The organism is Micromonospora wenchangensis (assembly GCF_002210435.1).
GTDB lineage: Bacteria > Actinomycetota > Actinomycetes > Mycobacteriales > Micromonosporaceae > Micromonospora > Micromonospora wenchangensis.
Genome location: NZ_MZMV01000017.1, coordinates 82,630 through 97,845, shown reverse-complemented (window position 1 = coordinate 97,845; position 15,216 = coordinate 82,630). Strand labels below are relative to the sequence as shown.

Below are 15,216 nucleotides of genomic sequence, written 5' to 3'. Positions count from 1 at the left end.
GCCGCCGGCCGGGCCGGACCCGCCGGTGTGGGGCGGTCAGCCGGTGGGCAGGAGGATCTCGAACCAGACCGTCGAGCCCCGTACCGTCGGGTCGGTGCCCCAGGCGTCGGAGAGCTGTTCGATCAGCCCGAGCCCCCGGCCCCGGCTGCTCAGCGTGTCGGTCTGGGCGCGGGTCACCGTGCCCCGGGTGCCCGAGTCGGCCACCGACACCAGTAGCCGCTCCGGGCTCAGGTCGATCTCCACCCGGGCGGCGGTGCCGGCGTGCAGCAACGCGTTGGTGGTCAGCTCGCTGGTGCACAGCACGGCCGCGCCGATCACCGCCTCGGGCACCTGCCACTCGGCCAACTGCGCCGTCATCCAGTGGCGTACCCGGCTGGGCGCGGTCGGCTCGGCCGGCATCTCCATCCCGGCCGACCGGCTCGGCTTGAGCGCGTGCTCGACCGCGAGCACCGCCACGTCGTCCTCGGTGGCGCCGGGGACCGCGCCGGTGGCGACCGCGCACAGCGCCCGGGGGTCACCGCTGGCCGCCCCGGCCACCGCCGCCGCCAACCCGGCCAGGCCGGCGGTGAGGCTCTGCCGCCGCCGCTCGACCACCCCGTCGCTGTAGAGCAGCAGGGTGTCGCCGGGGGCGAAGGGCACGGTCGCGGTGTGCGGCCGGCACCCCAACCCCAGGGGCGCGCCGGTCGGCAGCTCGACGAAAGTGGCGGTGGCGACGCCGTCCGGCCCGGTCCGCCGGATCAGCGGCGGGGGATGACCGGCGCTGGCCAGGGTGATCTCGCCCCGGTCGGCGTCGACCACCCCGAAGGCCACCGTCACGAACAGCTCGTGGGTGCCGGTCTCGGTGCCCAGGCTCGCCACCAGCCGGTCCAGCCCGGCCAGGACGGCGTCCGGGCGGGGATCGGTCAGCGCCAGCGCCCGCAGCGCGGCGCGTACCTGCCCCATCCGGGCCGCCGCCTGCACGTCGTGCCCGGCGACGTCGCCCAGCACCACGCCCAGGTCACCGGAGGGGAGCAGGAACGCGTCGTAGAAGTCGCCTCCGGCGGCGTTGCCGTCGACACCGGCGTCGTAGCGGGCGGCGATGCGCAGCCGGGGCAGCGCGGGCAACTGCTCCGGGAGCATGCTGCGTTGCAGAAGCTGGGCAGTGCCGTGCTGGGTCTCGAACCGGCGGGCACGCTCCGCCGCCTGGCCGACCAGTTCGGCCGAGGCGGCCAGCAGCGCCCGTTCCGCCGCCGTCCAGCCGTGCGGGGTCTGGTAGCCCACGGCGAGGCCGCCGCGGATCACCGACGAGCGCAGCGGCAGCGCGGCCAGCGAGCGGATCTTCTGGTCGTGCCGGTCGACGGCGGTGTCCCGCAGCGGTTGGCCGTCGCCGGCGAAGAAGGGCACCCCGCTGCGCGCGCCGACCACCACCGGCGCGGTGGTGTCCGGTGGGACCGGTCGCCACAGCGGGGGCAGCCGCTCGTCGGCCTCGTCGAGCAGTTCGCCCCGGATCCGGCGGACCAGCCGCCAGGCGGGGCCGTCGTCGACGGCGAAGGAGACCTGGTCGGCGTCGAAGGAGTGCAGCGCGTAGCGCAGCGTCACCCGGGCCACGTCGTCGAGCGTGAGGGTGCCCGACAGCGCCGCGGCGAAGTCGGACAGGCTCTGCAACTGCTGGGTGAGCTGGCTGGTCTGGGCGGCGACGGTGAGCACGCCGACGATCCGCCCGGTGCTGTCGCGGACCGGGGAGTGGCCCCGGGTGAAGACGGTGTGCTCACCGGTGCCCTGCTGGTGGACGGGGAGCACCGACTCCTTCTGGAGGAAGGACTCGCCGTGCCGGTAGGCCCGCTCGATGACCTCGCCGACGCCCGGGGCGTGCCACAGGTCGGCGTAGACCTCGGGGGCGGGCCGACCCATCGCGTCGGGGTGCCGGTCGCCGATCACCTCCGCGTACGCCTGGTTGTAGAGCAGCACGAAGTCGTCGCCGTAGTGCAGCGCCATCGGTACGGGGCAGGACAGGATCACGTCGACCAGGACGCGGATGGTCACGTCCCAACCCTGTTGCGGGCCCAGCGGGGTGTCGGCCCACGGGTGGGCGGGCACGGCCGTCGCCTCCGGTTCGACCCCGGCCGGCCCCGGTGCGGGGGTTGGTGACGTCGGGGCCCGCCCGACCGTGCCTGGCATGTCCGCAGCCTATCCGGAGCCGGCCCGGACGACCCGATCATGCCCGGCGCCTCCACTGACGCCGACCTTCGTGCAGTTCCAGCCTGTTTTCTATAGACATGTCGGGAAAATCGGTGCGGATTCTCCGGCGTGCTGCTGCGGCGGACGGGTAACCGGGCGGCGCAGTCCATTGGACAGGAGGGACATCATGCCGGAAACCCTTGCGGTCAGGCAGGTCGACATCGGTAGCGCCTTGACCGACATGTGGCGGTCGGTGCTGCTGTTCGTGCCGAGAGCCATCGCGTTCATCGTCATCCTCGTGGTGGGCTGGCTCATCGCCCGCGCGGTACTCAAGATCGTGGACGCGGCGCTGGAACGGGTGGGCTTCGACCGGGCGGTCGAACGGGGCGGGATCAGACGCGCGTTGGAACGCACCAGGTACGACGCCAGTGACATCCTGGCCCGCCTGGCGTACTACGCGGTGCTGCTGTTCACCCTGCAGTTCGCGTTCGGGGTGTGGGGCCCCAACGCGATCAGCGACCTCATCCGGGGGGTGGTGGCCTGGCTGCCGCGGGCGTTCATCGCGATCGTCATCGTGGTCGTGGCCGCCGCCATCGCCAACGCCGTGCGGGACCTGGTCTCCGGCGCGCTCGGCGGCCTGTCGTACGGCAAGGTGCTGGCCGACCTGGTGGCGGTCTTCATCCTGGCGCTGGGCGTCATCGCCGCGCTGAACCAGGTCGGCATCGCCACCACGGTCACCACGCCGGTCCTGATCGCGGTGCTCGCCACCGTGGCCGGCATCCTGATCGTCGGCGTCGGCGGTGGTCTGGTCAAGCCGATGCAGTCCCGCTGGGACGGCTGGCTGGACCGGGCGGCCGAGGAGTCGCGGGCGGTCCAGGAGCACCGGCGGGCCCGCGCGGCCGGGCAGGGCGACATGGGCCGGCAGATGGCCGACCGGGGCGGCGAGCGGACGCAGGCCATGCCGCGCGTCGACGAGGCCCGCACGATGGCCGGCGGTCGGGGCACCTACCAGTCCGGCACCGGCGACGAGACCCAGCAGTTCGGCCGTCCGGGCAGCTGAGTCGGCAGTACCACCGGGAAGGGTGTCCGCGCGAGGCGGGCACCCTTCCGGCGTGGATCGGGTCAGGCCGGGTCGAGGTGCCGGGGGTCGAGGGTGCGGGCCAGGGCGCAGACCGCGAGCAGGCGGACCAGCACCCAGTCCGGGGCGGTGAAGTCCGCCGCGCCCTCGGGGAGCAGGCCGTGCGCGCGGGCGGTCTCGCGGACCCCCTCGGCGTAGCCGGACAGGGCGGCCGGGGTCAGCGGCCGACGGTCACCGTCGAGGCTGTCCCGGATCGCCGCGGCGTGCTGGTCGACCAGCGCGAGCAGGCCGGGCCGGGCCGCCGCCGCAGCGAGGCCGGGGGCACCGACCGAGGCGGTGAGCAGGGCCAGGTGGGAGCGCGCCGCGCGCACGGCGGTCCGGGTGGCGACCTGGGGGTACGGCACTCGCATGAGGACCGAGGTTAACCACCCGGTAACCCCTCCGGAGTCGGCCAGCCGGCCGGTCCGGGTTCCCCCGCCGGTCGACCGGCCCTCCACCACCGGGACCGATCCGACCCCCGGCGGGCAGACGGCGCACCGGCCACCGTCGGCGTCCGGGCGGTCAGCAACGGGACGCGGTGCCGGAATCCGCCCCGGCGTCAGGGGGTCAGTGACCCGAGCAGCACGGTGCCGCCGCACGGCACCTGCCCCACGTTGCCGACGGTCAGCACGTACTGCCGTTGCCGGGAGCCGTCCGGGTTGGCCCGCTGCACGTACCGGCTCCGGGTCACCTCCAACTGGCAGGCGGTGCCCCCGGCGGCCCCCGTCGGGGCCAGCCCGGGTAGGTAGACCGCGGTCAGCGGGTTGGCGTTGTTCCAGGTCCAGGTGGCCGAGGCCCCGACGGGCAGGGTCCCGGTCGACCACGACGCCGACGGGTCGGTCTGGGCGAGCTGGAACTGACCGGAACAGGTGACCGTGCCGATGTTGCGGAGCACGAAGTAGAACTTGCGTACCCCGTCCGGTTCCTGCCGGTACCAGCTCCGGGTGATCTCCAACTGGCAGGCGGCCGTCGCGGTCGCCCCGGTCGGCGTCACCCCCAGCAGGTACGACACGGTGGGCGCGATCTGCTCCACCCAGCCGTAGTTGCCGCTGGCCCCGGGCGCGAGCGCGCCTGTCGACCAGTCGTGGGTCGGCGTCAGCCAGGACAGCAGGACGGTGGCCGTGCAGGTGAGCGTGCCGCTGTTACGGACCACGAAGTGGAACCGCCGCTCGCCGCCCGGCTCCCGCGAGTACCAGGTCCGGGTCACCTCGAACTGGCAGGGGGTGGTGTCGCCGGCACCGGTGGGGGACAGCCCCACCTGGTAGGCGGCGTTCAGCGGGTTGGCGTTGTTCCACACCCAGCCCTGGCTGACGCCCGGCGCGAGCGGGCCGGTCGACCACGACGCCTGCGCTGCGGCGCTGCGTACGGCGGCGAGGTCGCGGGCGTCCCGCTCGCCGCCGCCCGGGGCCGCCGACGCCGCCGGGGTCGGGGCGAGCGCCGCCACCAGCGCCAGCAGGCCCAGCAGCCACGTCCACACCGTCGGTCGTCTCGTCACGGTCGGCGCTCCTCGGGGTCGGGGTGCCGGGGTACGGCGACCGGGGCGCGGCGGGTGCCGGGCCCGGTGCCGGTGTGCGGCGGCATGCCGACAAGGTCGCACACCGGTGGCCGCCGTGGCGGGGCCGATATCCGACAGCGCGGGACGACGCCCCGGACGGCCCGGCGTCGCTACAGTCCAGATCCCACCCGGAAGGAATCCCGTCGATGGCTCTGTCCCGTTCCGCCCGCCGGTGGTTCGGCGCGCGACTCGCCGGCACCGTCGCCCTGGCCCTGACCGTCCCGCTCGCCCACCCCGGGGCGGCCGTGGCCGGCACTGCGCTCGGTGACGGCGACGTGCAGATCGCCCGGACCGCGCAGGACTACACCTACCGCACCTACCAACGGCACTGGTCGGTCGTCGCCGTCCAGCCCGCCGCCACCGCCGACTGGGACCTGACCCTGCGCGACGCCGCCGGCAGCACGCTCGCCACCAGCGTCTACGGGCTCGGCCGCACCGACTTCGTGGTGGTCGACTCCACGGCCGGACACCTGCCGTTCGGCGCTTACACGGCCGTGGTCAGCGCGTACACCCCGGGCGTGTACTGGGTGCAGCAGCGCACGGACACCGCCACGATCACCCTGCCGCCGGTGACGCACTCCGGCACCACCGGCGCGTCCGACCCCGACCTGACCTTCTCCAGCCTTGTCGACCACGACGTGGTCACCGTCGCCGACCTCTGGCTGACGGCGGGGGAGTCGTTCTGGGCGCACACCACGACGGCCGCGTCCTCGCTGCTGCTGGCCGAGAGCGACCCGGCCGACCCGACGAGCTTCGTCCAGGGCCGGGCCACCGTGGCGGCCCGTCAGCACACCGAGGTCATCGACGGCTGCACCCGGTACACCGCACAGCGCACCGGCTGGCACGCCCTGATCCAGATCGGCGACCGCGCGCCGAGCACGCACGTCCCGACGCAGGGCACCGGGTACGCCCTGCACCGGATCGACCCGGCCCGCCCGCTGAGCTGCCCGCAGCGGGAGTTTCCCGGCCCCACCCCGTGACGGGGGCCGCCGGGCGGGTCAGTCCGCGGAGGTGGCGTCGGCCGGGCGACGACGGCTGGCGTCGTCGGCGATGATCACGGTGGCCACCATCAGCGCGACGCAGAGGCTGAACAGCCACGAGTCGTCGGAGGAGAACCTGGCGGAGACCGGAGCCTGGACGGCGGCGAGCAGGAAGCCGAGCCAGGCCAGCCGACGCTGACGAGGGGTGAGGAAACCGGAGCCCTGTTGCATCCCGAAAGTCTTGCGCGACCCCTTCGGATTACCGTCAGCCGAACGGTGGATTCTGGACGACCTGTCCGGTTTACTGCCCGTCCGGGCGTTCCAAACCACCGGTTCGGGGGAGGCGACAATCACGTCGACCCGTTCTCGGTGATACGGCAGGATGAGCCTCCGTGTCCGTCGCCCCGCCCCGTACCTCCCTGCTCCTGCTCGCCTACCTCGCGTTCGTCAGCCTCGGCCTGCCCGACGGCCTGCTCGGCGTCGGCTGGCCCTCGATCAGCGCCGAGTTCGGCGTGCCGACCGGCGCGGTCGGGCTGGTGCTCACCGCCGGCACGATCGGATACCTGACCTCCAGTGTGCTGGCCGGATTCACCCTCGCCCGGCTGGGCGTGGGCCGGCTGCTGGCCGGCAGCACCCTGCTGGCCAGCCTCGCGCTGACCGGGTACGCCAACGCACCGGCGCTGACCGTGCTGATCGGCTGTGCGCTGGTGCTCGGCCTGGGCTCCGGGGCGATCGACTCCGGTCTCAACGCGTACGCCGCCGGGGCGTTCGGCCCCCGGCACATGAACTGGATGCACGCCTTCTTCGGCCTCGGCGTGGCCATCGGCCCCCTGGTGATGACCGCCATGCTGAGCACCGGCGCCGGCTGGCGCTGGGGGTACGCGGTCACCGCCGCCGCCCAGCTCGCGCTGGCCACCGCGTTCGCGCTCACCGTCGGCGCGTGGCGGGACCGCACGGCCGGCTCCCCGCCGCCGCACGCCGCGCCGGTCGACCGGACGGTCGGTGCGCGGCCCGACGACAGCGTCGTCGTACCGGCCGGGCACGGTGGGCTGGTCGATGATTCGGCGGTGGCCGGGCACGGTGGGCCGGTCGACGATCCGGCGGCGGCCGGGCACGGTGGGTCGGCGGTGCCGGCGGGGGTGCGGATCGCCGACACGCTCCGGTTGCCCGCCGTCTGGTTCGGCGCGCTCGCCTTCGCCGTCTACGTGGCCATCGAGGTGTCCGCCGGGCTCTACGCGTTCCTGCTGCTCACCGAGGGGCGGGGGGTGTCCGCGGCGGCCGCCGGGGTGGCGGTCTCCGGCTACTGGGGCAGCCTGTTCGTCGGCCGGGTGGTGCAGGGGCTGGTCGCCGAACGGCTCGGCACCGCCCGGGTGCTGCGGGGCAGCCTGCTGGGCATGGCCGTCGGGGCGGTGCTGATCGCGCTGCCGGCCCCGGGCTGGGTCACGGTGGCCGGCCTGGTCGTGCTCGGGTTCGCCGCCGCGCCGGTGTTCCCGCTGCTCACCCTGAGCACCGCGGAACGGGTCGGCCGGCAGCACGCCGACCGGGTGATCGGCGTGCAGATCGGTGCCGCCGGCATCGGGGCGGCCCTCATCCCGGCCGGGCTCGGGGTGCTGCTCGGCGACACGTCGGTGCGGCTGCTCGGCCCGGCGCTGACCGTGCTGGCGGTGGCGCTGCTGGTGGCGCACGCCGCCGCCGCCCGCCAGACCGCCGCGCCGCCCCCCACCCACTGAGCCGCGCCGCCCTTCTCGGGCTCGGCCAGCCAGGGCAATCGTGCTTCTGGGCCGATGATGCGGTGTCGTTCGACCGGGACACCGCATCATCGGACCCCATGCCGCCGACCCCGACCCCGACCCCGACGCGGGCCCCGACGCCGACCGTCACATGGTGTCGGGGCCGGTGCGTCCCGTCGTGGAGGGGCGGTAGGCGCGCTCGGTGTCGGTCATCTCCCGGCGCTCGGCCTGCGGGCCGGCCCCCCGGTCCACCGGCTCGGGGCCGTGCCCGAAGGCGGCCTCCTCGCCCGCGTCGTTGCCGGTCGGGTCGTCGGCCTGCCCGTCAATGGTGGACCTGGCGATCGCCCGGTCCAGCTCCTCCAGCGGCGTCTTCCGCTCGTCCCGCCACACCCTGCCGTCGTTGTCCGTCATACCTCCGCGGTACCCCGACCCGATGATCGCAAACGGTCGGACCGGACGCGGCGACGGCCGCCGGGCAACCGGCGGCCGTCGGGGTCGTGCGTCCGTTTCGGGGGAGGCGGGAATCAGGGCTGCGGCCGGTCGACCGACCCGCGCCACGCCCCGGTCTCCTGACCGCGACGCTCGATGAACTGCTTGAACCGCTCCAGGTCACCTTTCGTCCGCCGGTCGACCACACCCAGCTTGTCGCCGGCCTGCTCGACCACGCCGTGCGGCTCGAAGTCCATCTGCAGGGTCACCCGGGTGTTGCCCTCGTCGAGCCGGTGGAACGTCACCACACCGGCCTGCTGGGTGCCGCCCGTCGACTTCCAGGCCACCCGCTCGTCGGGGAGCTGCTCGGTGATCTCGGCGTCGAACTCGCGCTTGACCCCGGCGATCTCCACCGTCCAGTGGGTCATCGTGTCCGACAGCTGCCGGACCTCCTGCACCCCCTCCATGAAGTGGGGGAACTCCTCGAACTGGGTCCACTGGTCGTAGGCGGTCCGTACCGGTACCGACACGTCCACGTGCTCGATGACGCCGCTCATGCGAAATCCTCCTCTGGCCGCTGGTGCTCGTCCGGATCGTGGGCCGATCCGGTCACCAACGCGTCGTCTCGTTCCGGTGCCCGAGTGCGGCCCACACCTCGGAAATCGTCTGGAAACGGGTGCCCTCCGGCAGGCGCTCCAGGGCGGCCACCAGGTCGTCGGGCGCGTCGTTCTCCCGGGCGTTGGCGACCAGCGTCAGCCGGTCCCCGGGCAGGGCCGTCATCGTGATGAACCGGCCCAGCCGGCTGCGCGCCTCCACGTCCTCCGAGGTCATCCCCTGCGGGGTGCCGGTGCGCAGGTCGCCCGCCGGCGCCGTGGTCGCGCCCGGCTGGTCCTCGCCGGCCGGCTCCGCCTCACGGAACTCCTCGACCCGGGAGCCACCGGCGCCGGACCCCTGGACCAGGCCGCTGACCTCCTGGCTCATCTGGTCGTCGACCCTCGGTGCGTGCTTGCTGCTGCCACGTTCCATGTCTGTTGTGCTACCCGCGCCCGCCCCGGGGAAACACCGACCCGGACGCCGAACCCGACGGGTCACGAACCGGCGGTGGCCTTCGGCGGCAGCACCGGCTCACCCGGGTCGTCCTCGCCCGCCTGCAACCTGCGCCCCCGCTGCAACTCCGCGTTGATCTGCACCCCGAACATCAGCGCCGAGTTCGACAGGTACAGCCACACCAGGAAGGCGATCACCGCGCCCAGGCTGCCGTAGGTGACGTCGTACGAGCCGAAGTTGGCCACGTACAGGCCGAAGCCGAAGGAGACGACGATCCAGGACAGCAGCGCCACCGCCCCGCCCGGGGTGAGCCACCGGAACCGGGGCTGCCGGACGTTGGGGGCGATCCAGAACATCAGCGACAACAGCGTCATCATCACCAGCGCCAACACCGGCCACTTCACGACGCTCCACGTCGTCCGGGCCAGCCCACCGGCACCCACCAGGTCGCCGACCGCGTCGGTCACCGGGCCGCTGACGATCAACCCCAGCGCCACCACCGCGAGCAGCAGCAGCGACACCCCGGCCAACCCGATCTGCAACGGGCGCAGCCGGTAGAACGGGCGGCCCTCCTGCACCCCGTAGACCGCGTTGGAGGCCCGGGTGAACGCGCCGATGAACCCCGACGCCGACCACAACGCGCCCAACAGACCGAAGCTGAGCAGCACCTTCGTCCCGCTCTGCTGGTCGACCACCGTCCGCACCACGGAGACGAAACCCTCGTTGCCGACCACCGAACCGGCCCCGATGTCGCGGGCCAGGTCCAGCACGGTGTCCACCGTCCGCTCGCCGTCGGAAACCAACCCCACCAGGGCCACCACCACGACCGTGGACGGGAACAGGGCGAGCACCCCGTAGTAGGTCAACGCCGCCGCCCAGTCGGCGCAGTTGTCCTCCACGAAACCCCGGCCGCTGCGGACCAGCACCCCGCGCCAGGTCGACCAGCTCAACTGGCGTACCCGGCGGGGCACGCGTACCCCCGGGCCGTCACCGGCTACCGTGGTCGGCTCCGTCGTCGCTGCCATGCTCGGCTCCTCGTCGCCCGACGACCCGGCGGACCCGGCGTCCGGCGCGCGTCTGCGCGGGGCGGTACCCGACGGCGGAAACCGGCAAACCCGACGTCGGTGTTTGCCGGTGCCGGCCCAGGGAACCGTTGGGGTCAGCGAGGAAACCGACACGGAGGAGGACGGGATGCCCGGGCGCGAGGTACTGCCCAGCACGCTGCGACGCTCCCCGGAGAAGGCGCAGCGCACCTGGGAGAAGACGCACGACTCGGCGGTGGAGACCTACGGCGAGGGGGAGCGCGCGCACCGCGCCGCCTTCGCCGCCGTCAAGCACAGCTTCGAGAAGGTCGGCGACCACTGGGAACCGAAGGGCCGCAAGGGGCCCAGCGACCGGCAGGCCGAGGGCGGTGGCCCCGCCCGCCGGGCCCCCACCGCCGGTGGGGTGGACGCCAACGCCACCAAGGACCACCTGATGCAGGTGGCGAAGAAACTGGACGTGCCCGGCCGCAGCCGGATGACCAAGCCGGAACTGGTCAAGGCCATCGAGAAGGCCAACGACCGGGCCACCCGCAAGGCCCGCGGCGACTGACCGGGGGTACGCGCGGAACGCGGGGCCGCCCCGGACCGGGGCGGCCCCGGCTCACCAGTGCCCGCCGGCCGGCGGTTGCAGGTGCACCGCCTTGACCGTGCTGAACTCGTCCAGCAGCTCCGGGCCGTACCCGAAGCCCTGGCCGCTGCCCCGGCGCGGCTGCGCGGCACCACCCGGCGCGCCCCCGAACACCGCGTTGACCTTGACGGTGCCCACCGGCAGCTCCCGGAAGGCCCGCTGGGCGTGGCTCATCGACCCGGTCAGCACCGTCGCCGCCAGCCCGTACGGCGAGTCGGCGGCACACCGCAGCGCCTCGCTGAACGAGTCCACCGTCACCACCGCGGCCACCGGCCCGAACGTCTCCTCCCGGACCACTGTCATCTCGTGCCGGCAGTCGGTGACCACCGTCGCCGGATAGAACGCCCCCGGCCCGTCCGGCAGCACCCCACCGGCGCGCAGCGTCGCCCCCTGCGCCACCGCCGCCGTGACCTGCCCGTGCACCTGGTCGCGGTGTCGCCGGTCGACCAGCGGGCCCAGCTCGGTCGCCGGGTCGCGGCCCGGCCCGACGACCAGCGCCCCGGCCCGCTCCACCAGCGCGTCGACGAAGTCCTCGGCGACGTCGCGGTGCGCGTAGATCCGCTCCACCGCCACGCAGAGCTGCCCGGCGTTGGCGAACGCCCCGAGGGCCGCCTGCTCGGCCGCCCAGCGCGGGTCCACCCCGGCGTCGACCACCAGCGGGTCGCTGCCACCGTTCTCCAGCAGCGCCTTGGCCCCGGTGCGGGCGCAGGCCGCCGCGATCGCCCGGCCGGTCGCGGTGGCCCCGACGTGCGCCACCACGTCCACCGGCTGCGCCGCCAGCGCCGCGCCCACCTCGGCACCCCCGGTCAGCAGGGACAGCACGCCCGCCGGGAACACCCCGTCGAACAGCCGGGCCAGCAGCCACCCGGTGACCGGGGTCCGCTCGCTCGGCTTGTAGAGCACCACGTTGCCGGTGACCAGGGCCGCGCCGAGCAGCCCGCAGGAGACCGCCACCGGGTCGTTCCACGGGGTGATCGCGGCGACCACCCCCCGGGGCTGCGGCAGCATGAAGTCGAGCGCGTCGCCGTCGCCGTGCAGCGTCCGGCCGCCGCGCAGCGGGCCCAGCTCGGCGTACTGGCGCAGGGTGCCGACGCCGGCCGCCACCCCGCCCCGGGCGTCGCCCAGCGGCTTGCCCATCTCCGCAGTCGTCGCGGCGGCCAGCTCCTCGGCCGCCGCCGCCACCGCGTCCGCCGCCCCGTGCAGCAGCGCCGCCCGCCCGGCCGCCGGCGTCGCCGCCCACCCGGCGGCCGCCTCCCGGGCCGCCTCCACCGCCTTGGCGACCTCGTCCGCCGTCGCCACCGGCACGGTGCCGACCGGCCTGCCGTCCGCCGGATCGAGGACGGTCAGCTCACCGCCCGCCCCGCCCGCGCCCCACACCCCACCGATGAGCTGCTCCACCCGGTACATGCGGCGGGATGCCCCGCTCCCGTCGAAGCAAACGCGTTTCGCCCGGTTGCCGGCCGGGTAGCCGGATCCGATGATCTCGCCGGGCACGGACACCGCGGACGCCGTCGTCATCGGCGCCGGACACAACGGCCTGGTGGCCGCGAACCTGCTCGCCGACGCCGGCTGGGACGTCCTGGTGCTGGAGGCGACCGGCGCGCCGGGCGGGGCGGTCCGCTCCGCCGAGGTCACCGCCCCCGGCTACCTCAGCGACCTGTACAGCTCCTTCTACCCCCTCGGGTACGCCTCCCCGGTCCTGGCCGGCCTCGACCTGCCCCGCTACGGGCTGACCTGGACGCACGCCCCCGACGTGCTGGCCCACCTGCTGCCCGACGGGCGCGCCGCGGTGATCAACCGGGACCTGGACACCACCGCCGCCTCGCTGGAGACGTTCGCCCCCGGCGACGGGGACCGCTGGCGGCACGCGTACGCCGACTGGGCGCAGGTGGCCGGGCCGATGCTCGACGCCATCACCTCCCCGTTCCCCCCGGTACGCGGCGGGCTGGGCCTGCTGCGCCAACTACGGGTCGGCGGCGCGCTGCGGCTGGCCCGCCGGCTGGTCCTGCCGGTGCGCAAACTCGGCAGCGAACTGTTCACCGGCGAGGGCGGCCCCGCGCTGCTGGCCGGCTGCGCCCTGCACACCGACCTGTCCCCCGAGGAGGCCGGCTCCGGCGTCTACGGCTGGCTGCTGGCCATGCTCGGCCAGCAGATCGGCTGGCCGGTGCCGGTCGGCGGCGCGCAGCGGATCACCGACGCGCTGGTGGCCCGGCTCACCGAACGGGGCGGCCGGATCAGCTATGGGGCGGAGGTCGACCGGGTGCTGACCGCCCGGGGCCGGGCGGTCGGGGTCCGCACCGTCGACGGACGGCTGTGGCGGGCCCGCCGGGCGGTGCTCGCCGACGTGCCCGCCCCCGCCCTCTACCTGGACCTGGTCGGGGCCGCCCAGCTACCGCCCCGGCTGGTCGAGGACCTGGCCCACTTCCGCTGGGACGGCTCCACCCTGAAGGTCGACTGGGCGCTGTCCGCCCCGCTGCCGTGGACCAATCCGGCGGTGGCCGGCGCCGGCACCGTGCACCTGGGCGCCGACCTCGACGGGCTCACCGGCTACTCCGCCGAACTGGCCCGGGGTGCGATCCCGACGAAGCCGTTCCTGCTGGCCGGGCAGATGACCACCGCCGACCCGACGCACTCACCGGCCGGCACCGAGTCGCTGTGGGCGTACACCCACCTGCCGTTCCGGCGGGACTGGCGGGCCGAGGACGTCGCCCGGCAGGTGCAGCGGATGGAGGACGTGCTGGAGGCCGCCGCACCCGGGTTCCGCAGCCTGGTCGTCGGCCGGCACGTCGCCGGGCCGGCCGAGCTGGAGCAGGGCGACCCGAGCCTGGTCGGCGGGGCGCTGGGCGGTGGCACCGCGGCGGCGTACCAGCAGCTGTTCCTGCGCCCGATCCCCGGCCTGGGCCGGGCCGACACCCCGGTCGACCGGCTCTACCTGGCCAGCGCCTCGGCGCACCCCGGCGGCGGGGTGCACGGCGCGCCCGGCGCGAACGCCGCCCGCGCGGCGCTGGCCCGCGACCGCGCCGTCACCGGTGGCCTGTACGCCGGCATGATCGACGCCGCGCACCGGACGCTCTACCGCTGAACCGTCCACCCACGACCCCGCTGCGGGGTCAGGAGTCCAGGTTGCGGTGCCGGGTGCGCAGCTTGAACGGCATCAGCGCGCTCTCCACCTTGGTCGCGGTGGTCATCTTGGACATGCCGTCGCGCCGCTCCTCGAACCGGATCGGCACCTCCAGGATGGTGTGCCCCAGCTTGGTGGCCAGGTAGTGCATCTCCACCTGGAAGCTGTAACCGTTCGACTGCACCCGGTGCAGGCCGATGTCGCGCAGCGCGTCGGCCCGCCAGATCTTGAAGCCGGCGGTCAGGTCGCGGATGCGCACCCGCAGCAGGGTGTGCACGTAGAGGTTGGCCCAGCCGCTGAGCGCCCGCCGGTAGAGCGGCCACGCCTCGTCGAGCTGCCCGCCCGGCACGTACCGGGAACCGATCACCACCCCCGCCTGGGTGGACAGCAGCGCGCCCAGCATCCCGGGCAGCGCCTCCGGCGGGTGCGACAGGTCGGCGTCCATCTGCGCCACGTACTCCGCGCCGCCGTCGAGGGCTCGGCCGATGCCGTCCACGTACGCCCGGCCCAGGCCCTCCTTGCCGGCCCGGTGCACGACCTGCACCCGGTCCGGGTTCTCGATGGCCAGCTTGTCGGCCACCTCACCGGTGCCGTCGGGCGAGTTGTCGTCGGCGACGAGTACCTTCAGGCCCGGCAGCGGAAGGGCCAGCAGCCGGTCGACCAGCACCGGGAGGTTGCCCGCCTCGTTGTAGGTGGGGACCACGACGGTCAGGCGTGCGTCCCGCCACGGTGACGGCAGCTCCACGGGTTCGATCATCTCGGACATCCTCAGTCGCGGTCGGCATTCCCCCACAGGGTAGCCAAAGCCCGGCGGGACCCCGCCGAGGCTCCCCGCGGCCGCCAGGTCACCGCCCGGCGCGCTCGTCGGCCTTCTGCCGGGTGGCGATGTCGGAGAGCCGGCGCAGCGTCTCCCTGTTGCGCTGGTGCAGCACCAGGTCGTTGAGCTTGTTGCGGACCCAGCGCAACGGGCCGGCGGCGAAGTCCTCGCCGATGCGGACCCGGGTCGCGCCGTCCCCTTGCGGGGTCAGCGTGAACACCACGACCGCCTCCCCGGCCGGCCACAGGCCGGCCCGCAGCACCAGCCGGTGCGGCGGCTCGCAGACCAGCACCGTCGAGGCGTCCTCCAGGGAGAACGGCCACGGGCCGGCCCGGTGGTGCAGTCGGGTGCCGACCCGGGGCCACTGCGCGTCGACGTCACGCACGTGCACCGTGCCGACCACCCAGTCGCTGTACGTCCAACCGTCGGCCAGCACGTCGAAGACCCGCTGCGGGGGTGCATCGATCACTTTCTCCACGACTGCCACCGCTGACCAGTACCCGGGCCCGCCCGGCCTAACCCGCCGCGTTAGCTTCTCCGGGGCGGCGGGTAACGCTGCACCGACGCGGGCGGGTCGACGGCGCGGGCCGGC

The 15,216-nt window shown here is 74.6% G+C and carries 16 protein-coding genes; 5 read left to right on the top strand and 11 right to left on the bottom strand.

From position 1 onward, the window contains the following. Positions 1 to 36: 36 nt before the first annotated feature. Complete coding sequence (locus B5D80_RS12835; RefSeq protein ID WP_088644074.1) at positions 37 to 2,157, bottom strand: ATP-binding SpoIIE family protein phosphatase; 2,121 nt, start codon at positions 2,155 to 2,157, stop codon at positions 37 to 39. A gap of 187 nt (positions 2,158 to 2,344) precedes the next feature. Between B5D80_RS12835 and B5D80_RS12830 the strand changes: the two genes are divergently transcribed. Next, on the top strand, positions 2,345 to 3,217 hold the full coding sequence (locus tag B5D80_RS12830; protein ID WP_088644073.1) for a mechanosensitive ion channel family protein: 873 nt from the start codon (positions 2,345 to 2,347) through the stop codon (positions 3,215 to 3,217). A gap of 62 nt (positions 3,218 to 3,279) precedes the next feature. On the opposite strand, the gene B5D80_RS12825 is transcribed toward B5D80_RS12830, so the two are convergent. Both B5D80_RS12825 and B5D80_RS12820 read right to left on the bottom strand, forming a co-directional pair. Then, entirely contained in the window at positions 3,280 to 3,645 is a 366-nt protein-coding gene (locus tag B5D80_RS12825) for a DUF6401 family natural product biosynthesis protein (protein ID WP_088644072.1), read from the bottom strand. 188 nt (positions 3,646 to 3,833) lie between these two features. After that, positions 3,834 to 4,769 (bottom strand): hypothetical protein, encoded by a 936-nt coding sequence (locus B5D80_RS12820; RefSeq protein WP_144081648.1) that lies wholly within the window; start codon positions 4,767 to 4,769, stop codon positions 3,834 to 3,836. A 206-nt stretch (positions 4,770 to 4,975) separates the two neighbouring features. Here B5D80_RS12820 and B5D80_RS12815 point away from each other — a divergent pair, with 206 nt between their 5' ends. After that, complete coding sequence (locus B5D80_RS12815) at positions 4,976 to 5,809, top strand: hypothetical protein (RefSeq protein WP_088644070.1); 834 nt, start codon at positions 4,976 to 4,978, stop codon at positions 5,807 to 5,809. A gap of 18 nt (positions 5,810 to 5,827) precedes the next feature. On the opposite strand, the gene B5D80_RS12810 is transcribed toward B5D80_RS12815, so the two are convergent. After that, positions 5,828 to 6,040 carry a hypothetical protein gene (locus B5D80_RS12810; protein WP_088644069.1) on the bottom strand — a complete coding sequence of 71 codons (213 nt, stop codon included), beginning with the start codon at positions 6,038 to 6,040 and terminating at the stop codon, positions 5,828 to 5,830. Positions 6,041 to 6,201: 161 nt separating this feature from the next. Here B5D80_RS12810 and B5D80_RS12805 point away from each other — a divergent pair, with 161 nt between their 5' ends. Further along, positions 6,202 to 7,539: an MFS transporter gene (locus B5D80_RS12805; protein ID WP_088644068.1), complete on the top strand. Its 1,338-nt coding sequence runs from the start codon at positions 6,202 to 6,204 to the stop codon at positions 7,537 to 7,539. Between the two features lie 147 nt (positions 7,540 to 7,686). Here B5D80_RS12805 and B5D80_RS12800 read toward each other — a convergent pair whose 3' ends face one another. From B5D80_RS12800 to B5D80_RS12785, 4 genes are all read right to left on the bottom strand, one after another. Next, positions 7,687 to 7,950, bottom strand: coding sequence for a hypothetical protein (locus B5D80_RS12800; RefSeq protein WP_088644067.1), 264 nt, complete (start codon positions 7,948 to 7,950; stop codon positions 7,687 to 7,689). Positions 7,951 to 8,063: 113 nt separating this feature from the next. Beyond that, positions 8,064 to 8,525, bottom strand: a complete 462-nt coding sequence (locus B5D80_RS12795; RefSeq protein WP_088644066.1) for an SRPBCC family protein — start codon at positions 8,523 to 8,525, stop codon at positions 8,064 to 8,066. Between the two features lie 52 nt (positions 8,526 to 8,577). Further along, positions 8,578 to 8,994 (bottom strand): DUF2795 domain-containing protein, encoded by a 417-nt coding sequence (locus B5D80_RS12790; protein ID WP_088644065.1) that lies wholly within the window; start codon positions 8,992 to 8,994, stop codon positions 8,578 to 8,580. Between the two features lie 62 nt (positions 8,995 to 9,056). After that, positions 9,057 to 10,040 (bottom strand): YihY/virulence factor BrkB family protein, encoded by a 984-nt coding sequence (locus B5D80_RS12785; RefSeq protein ID WP_088644064.1) that lies wholly within the window; start codon positions 10,038 to 10,040, stop codon positions 9,057 to 9,059. A 166-nt stretch (positions 10,041 to 10,206) separates the two neighbouring features. Here B5D80_RS12785 and B5D80_RS12780 point away from each other — a divergent pair, with 166 nt between their 5' ends. Beyond that, complete coding sequence (locus B5D80_RS12780; protein WP_088644063.1) at positions 10,207 to 10,608, top strand: ChaB family protein; 402 nt, start codon at positions 10,207 to 10,209, stop codon at positions 10,606 to 10,608. Positions 10,609 to 10,659: 51 nt separating this feature from the next. On the opposite strand, the gene B5D80_RS12775 is transcribed toward B5D80_RS12780, so the two are convergent. After that, positions 10,660 to 12,093, bottom strand: a complete 1,434-nt coding sequence (locus tag B5D80_RS12775; protein ID WP_088644098.1) for an aldehyde dehydrogenase family protein — start codon at positions 12,091 to 12,093, stop codon at positions 10,660 to 10,662. Positions 12,094 to 12,163: 70 nt separating this feature from the next. Here B5D80_RS12775 and B5D80_RS12770 point away from each other — a divergent pair, with 70 nt between their 5' ends. After that, entirely contained in the window at positions 12,164 to 13,768 is a 1,605-nt protein-coding gene (locus tag B5D80_RS12770; RefSeq protein WP_088644062.1) for a phytoene desaturase family protein, read from the top strand. Between the two features lie 28 nt (positions 13,769 to 13,796). On the opposite strand, the gene B5D80_RS12765 is transcribed toward B5D80_RS12770, so the two are convergent. Both B5D80_RS12765 and B5D80_RS12760 read right to left on the bottom strand, forming a co-directional pair. Further along, positions 13,797 to 14,564, bottom strand: a complete 768-nt coding sequence (locus B5D80_RS12765) for a polyprenol monophosphomannose synthase (protein ID WP_088644061.1) — start codon at positions 14,562 to 14,564, stop codon at positions 13,797 to 13,799. A gap of 88 nt (positions 14,565 to 14,652) precedes the next feature. After that, the gene (locus B5D80_RS12760) at positions 14,653 to 15,102 is read right to left on the bottom strand and encodes an SRPBCC family protein (protein WP_342747112.1); all 450 of its coding nucleotides are present in this window, start codon (positions 15,100 to 15,102) and stop codon (positions 14,653 to 14,655) included. Positions 15,103 to 15,216: the final 114 nt, after the last annotated feature.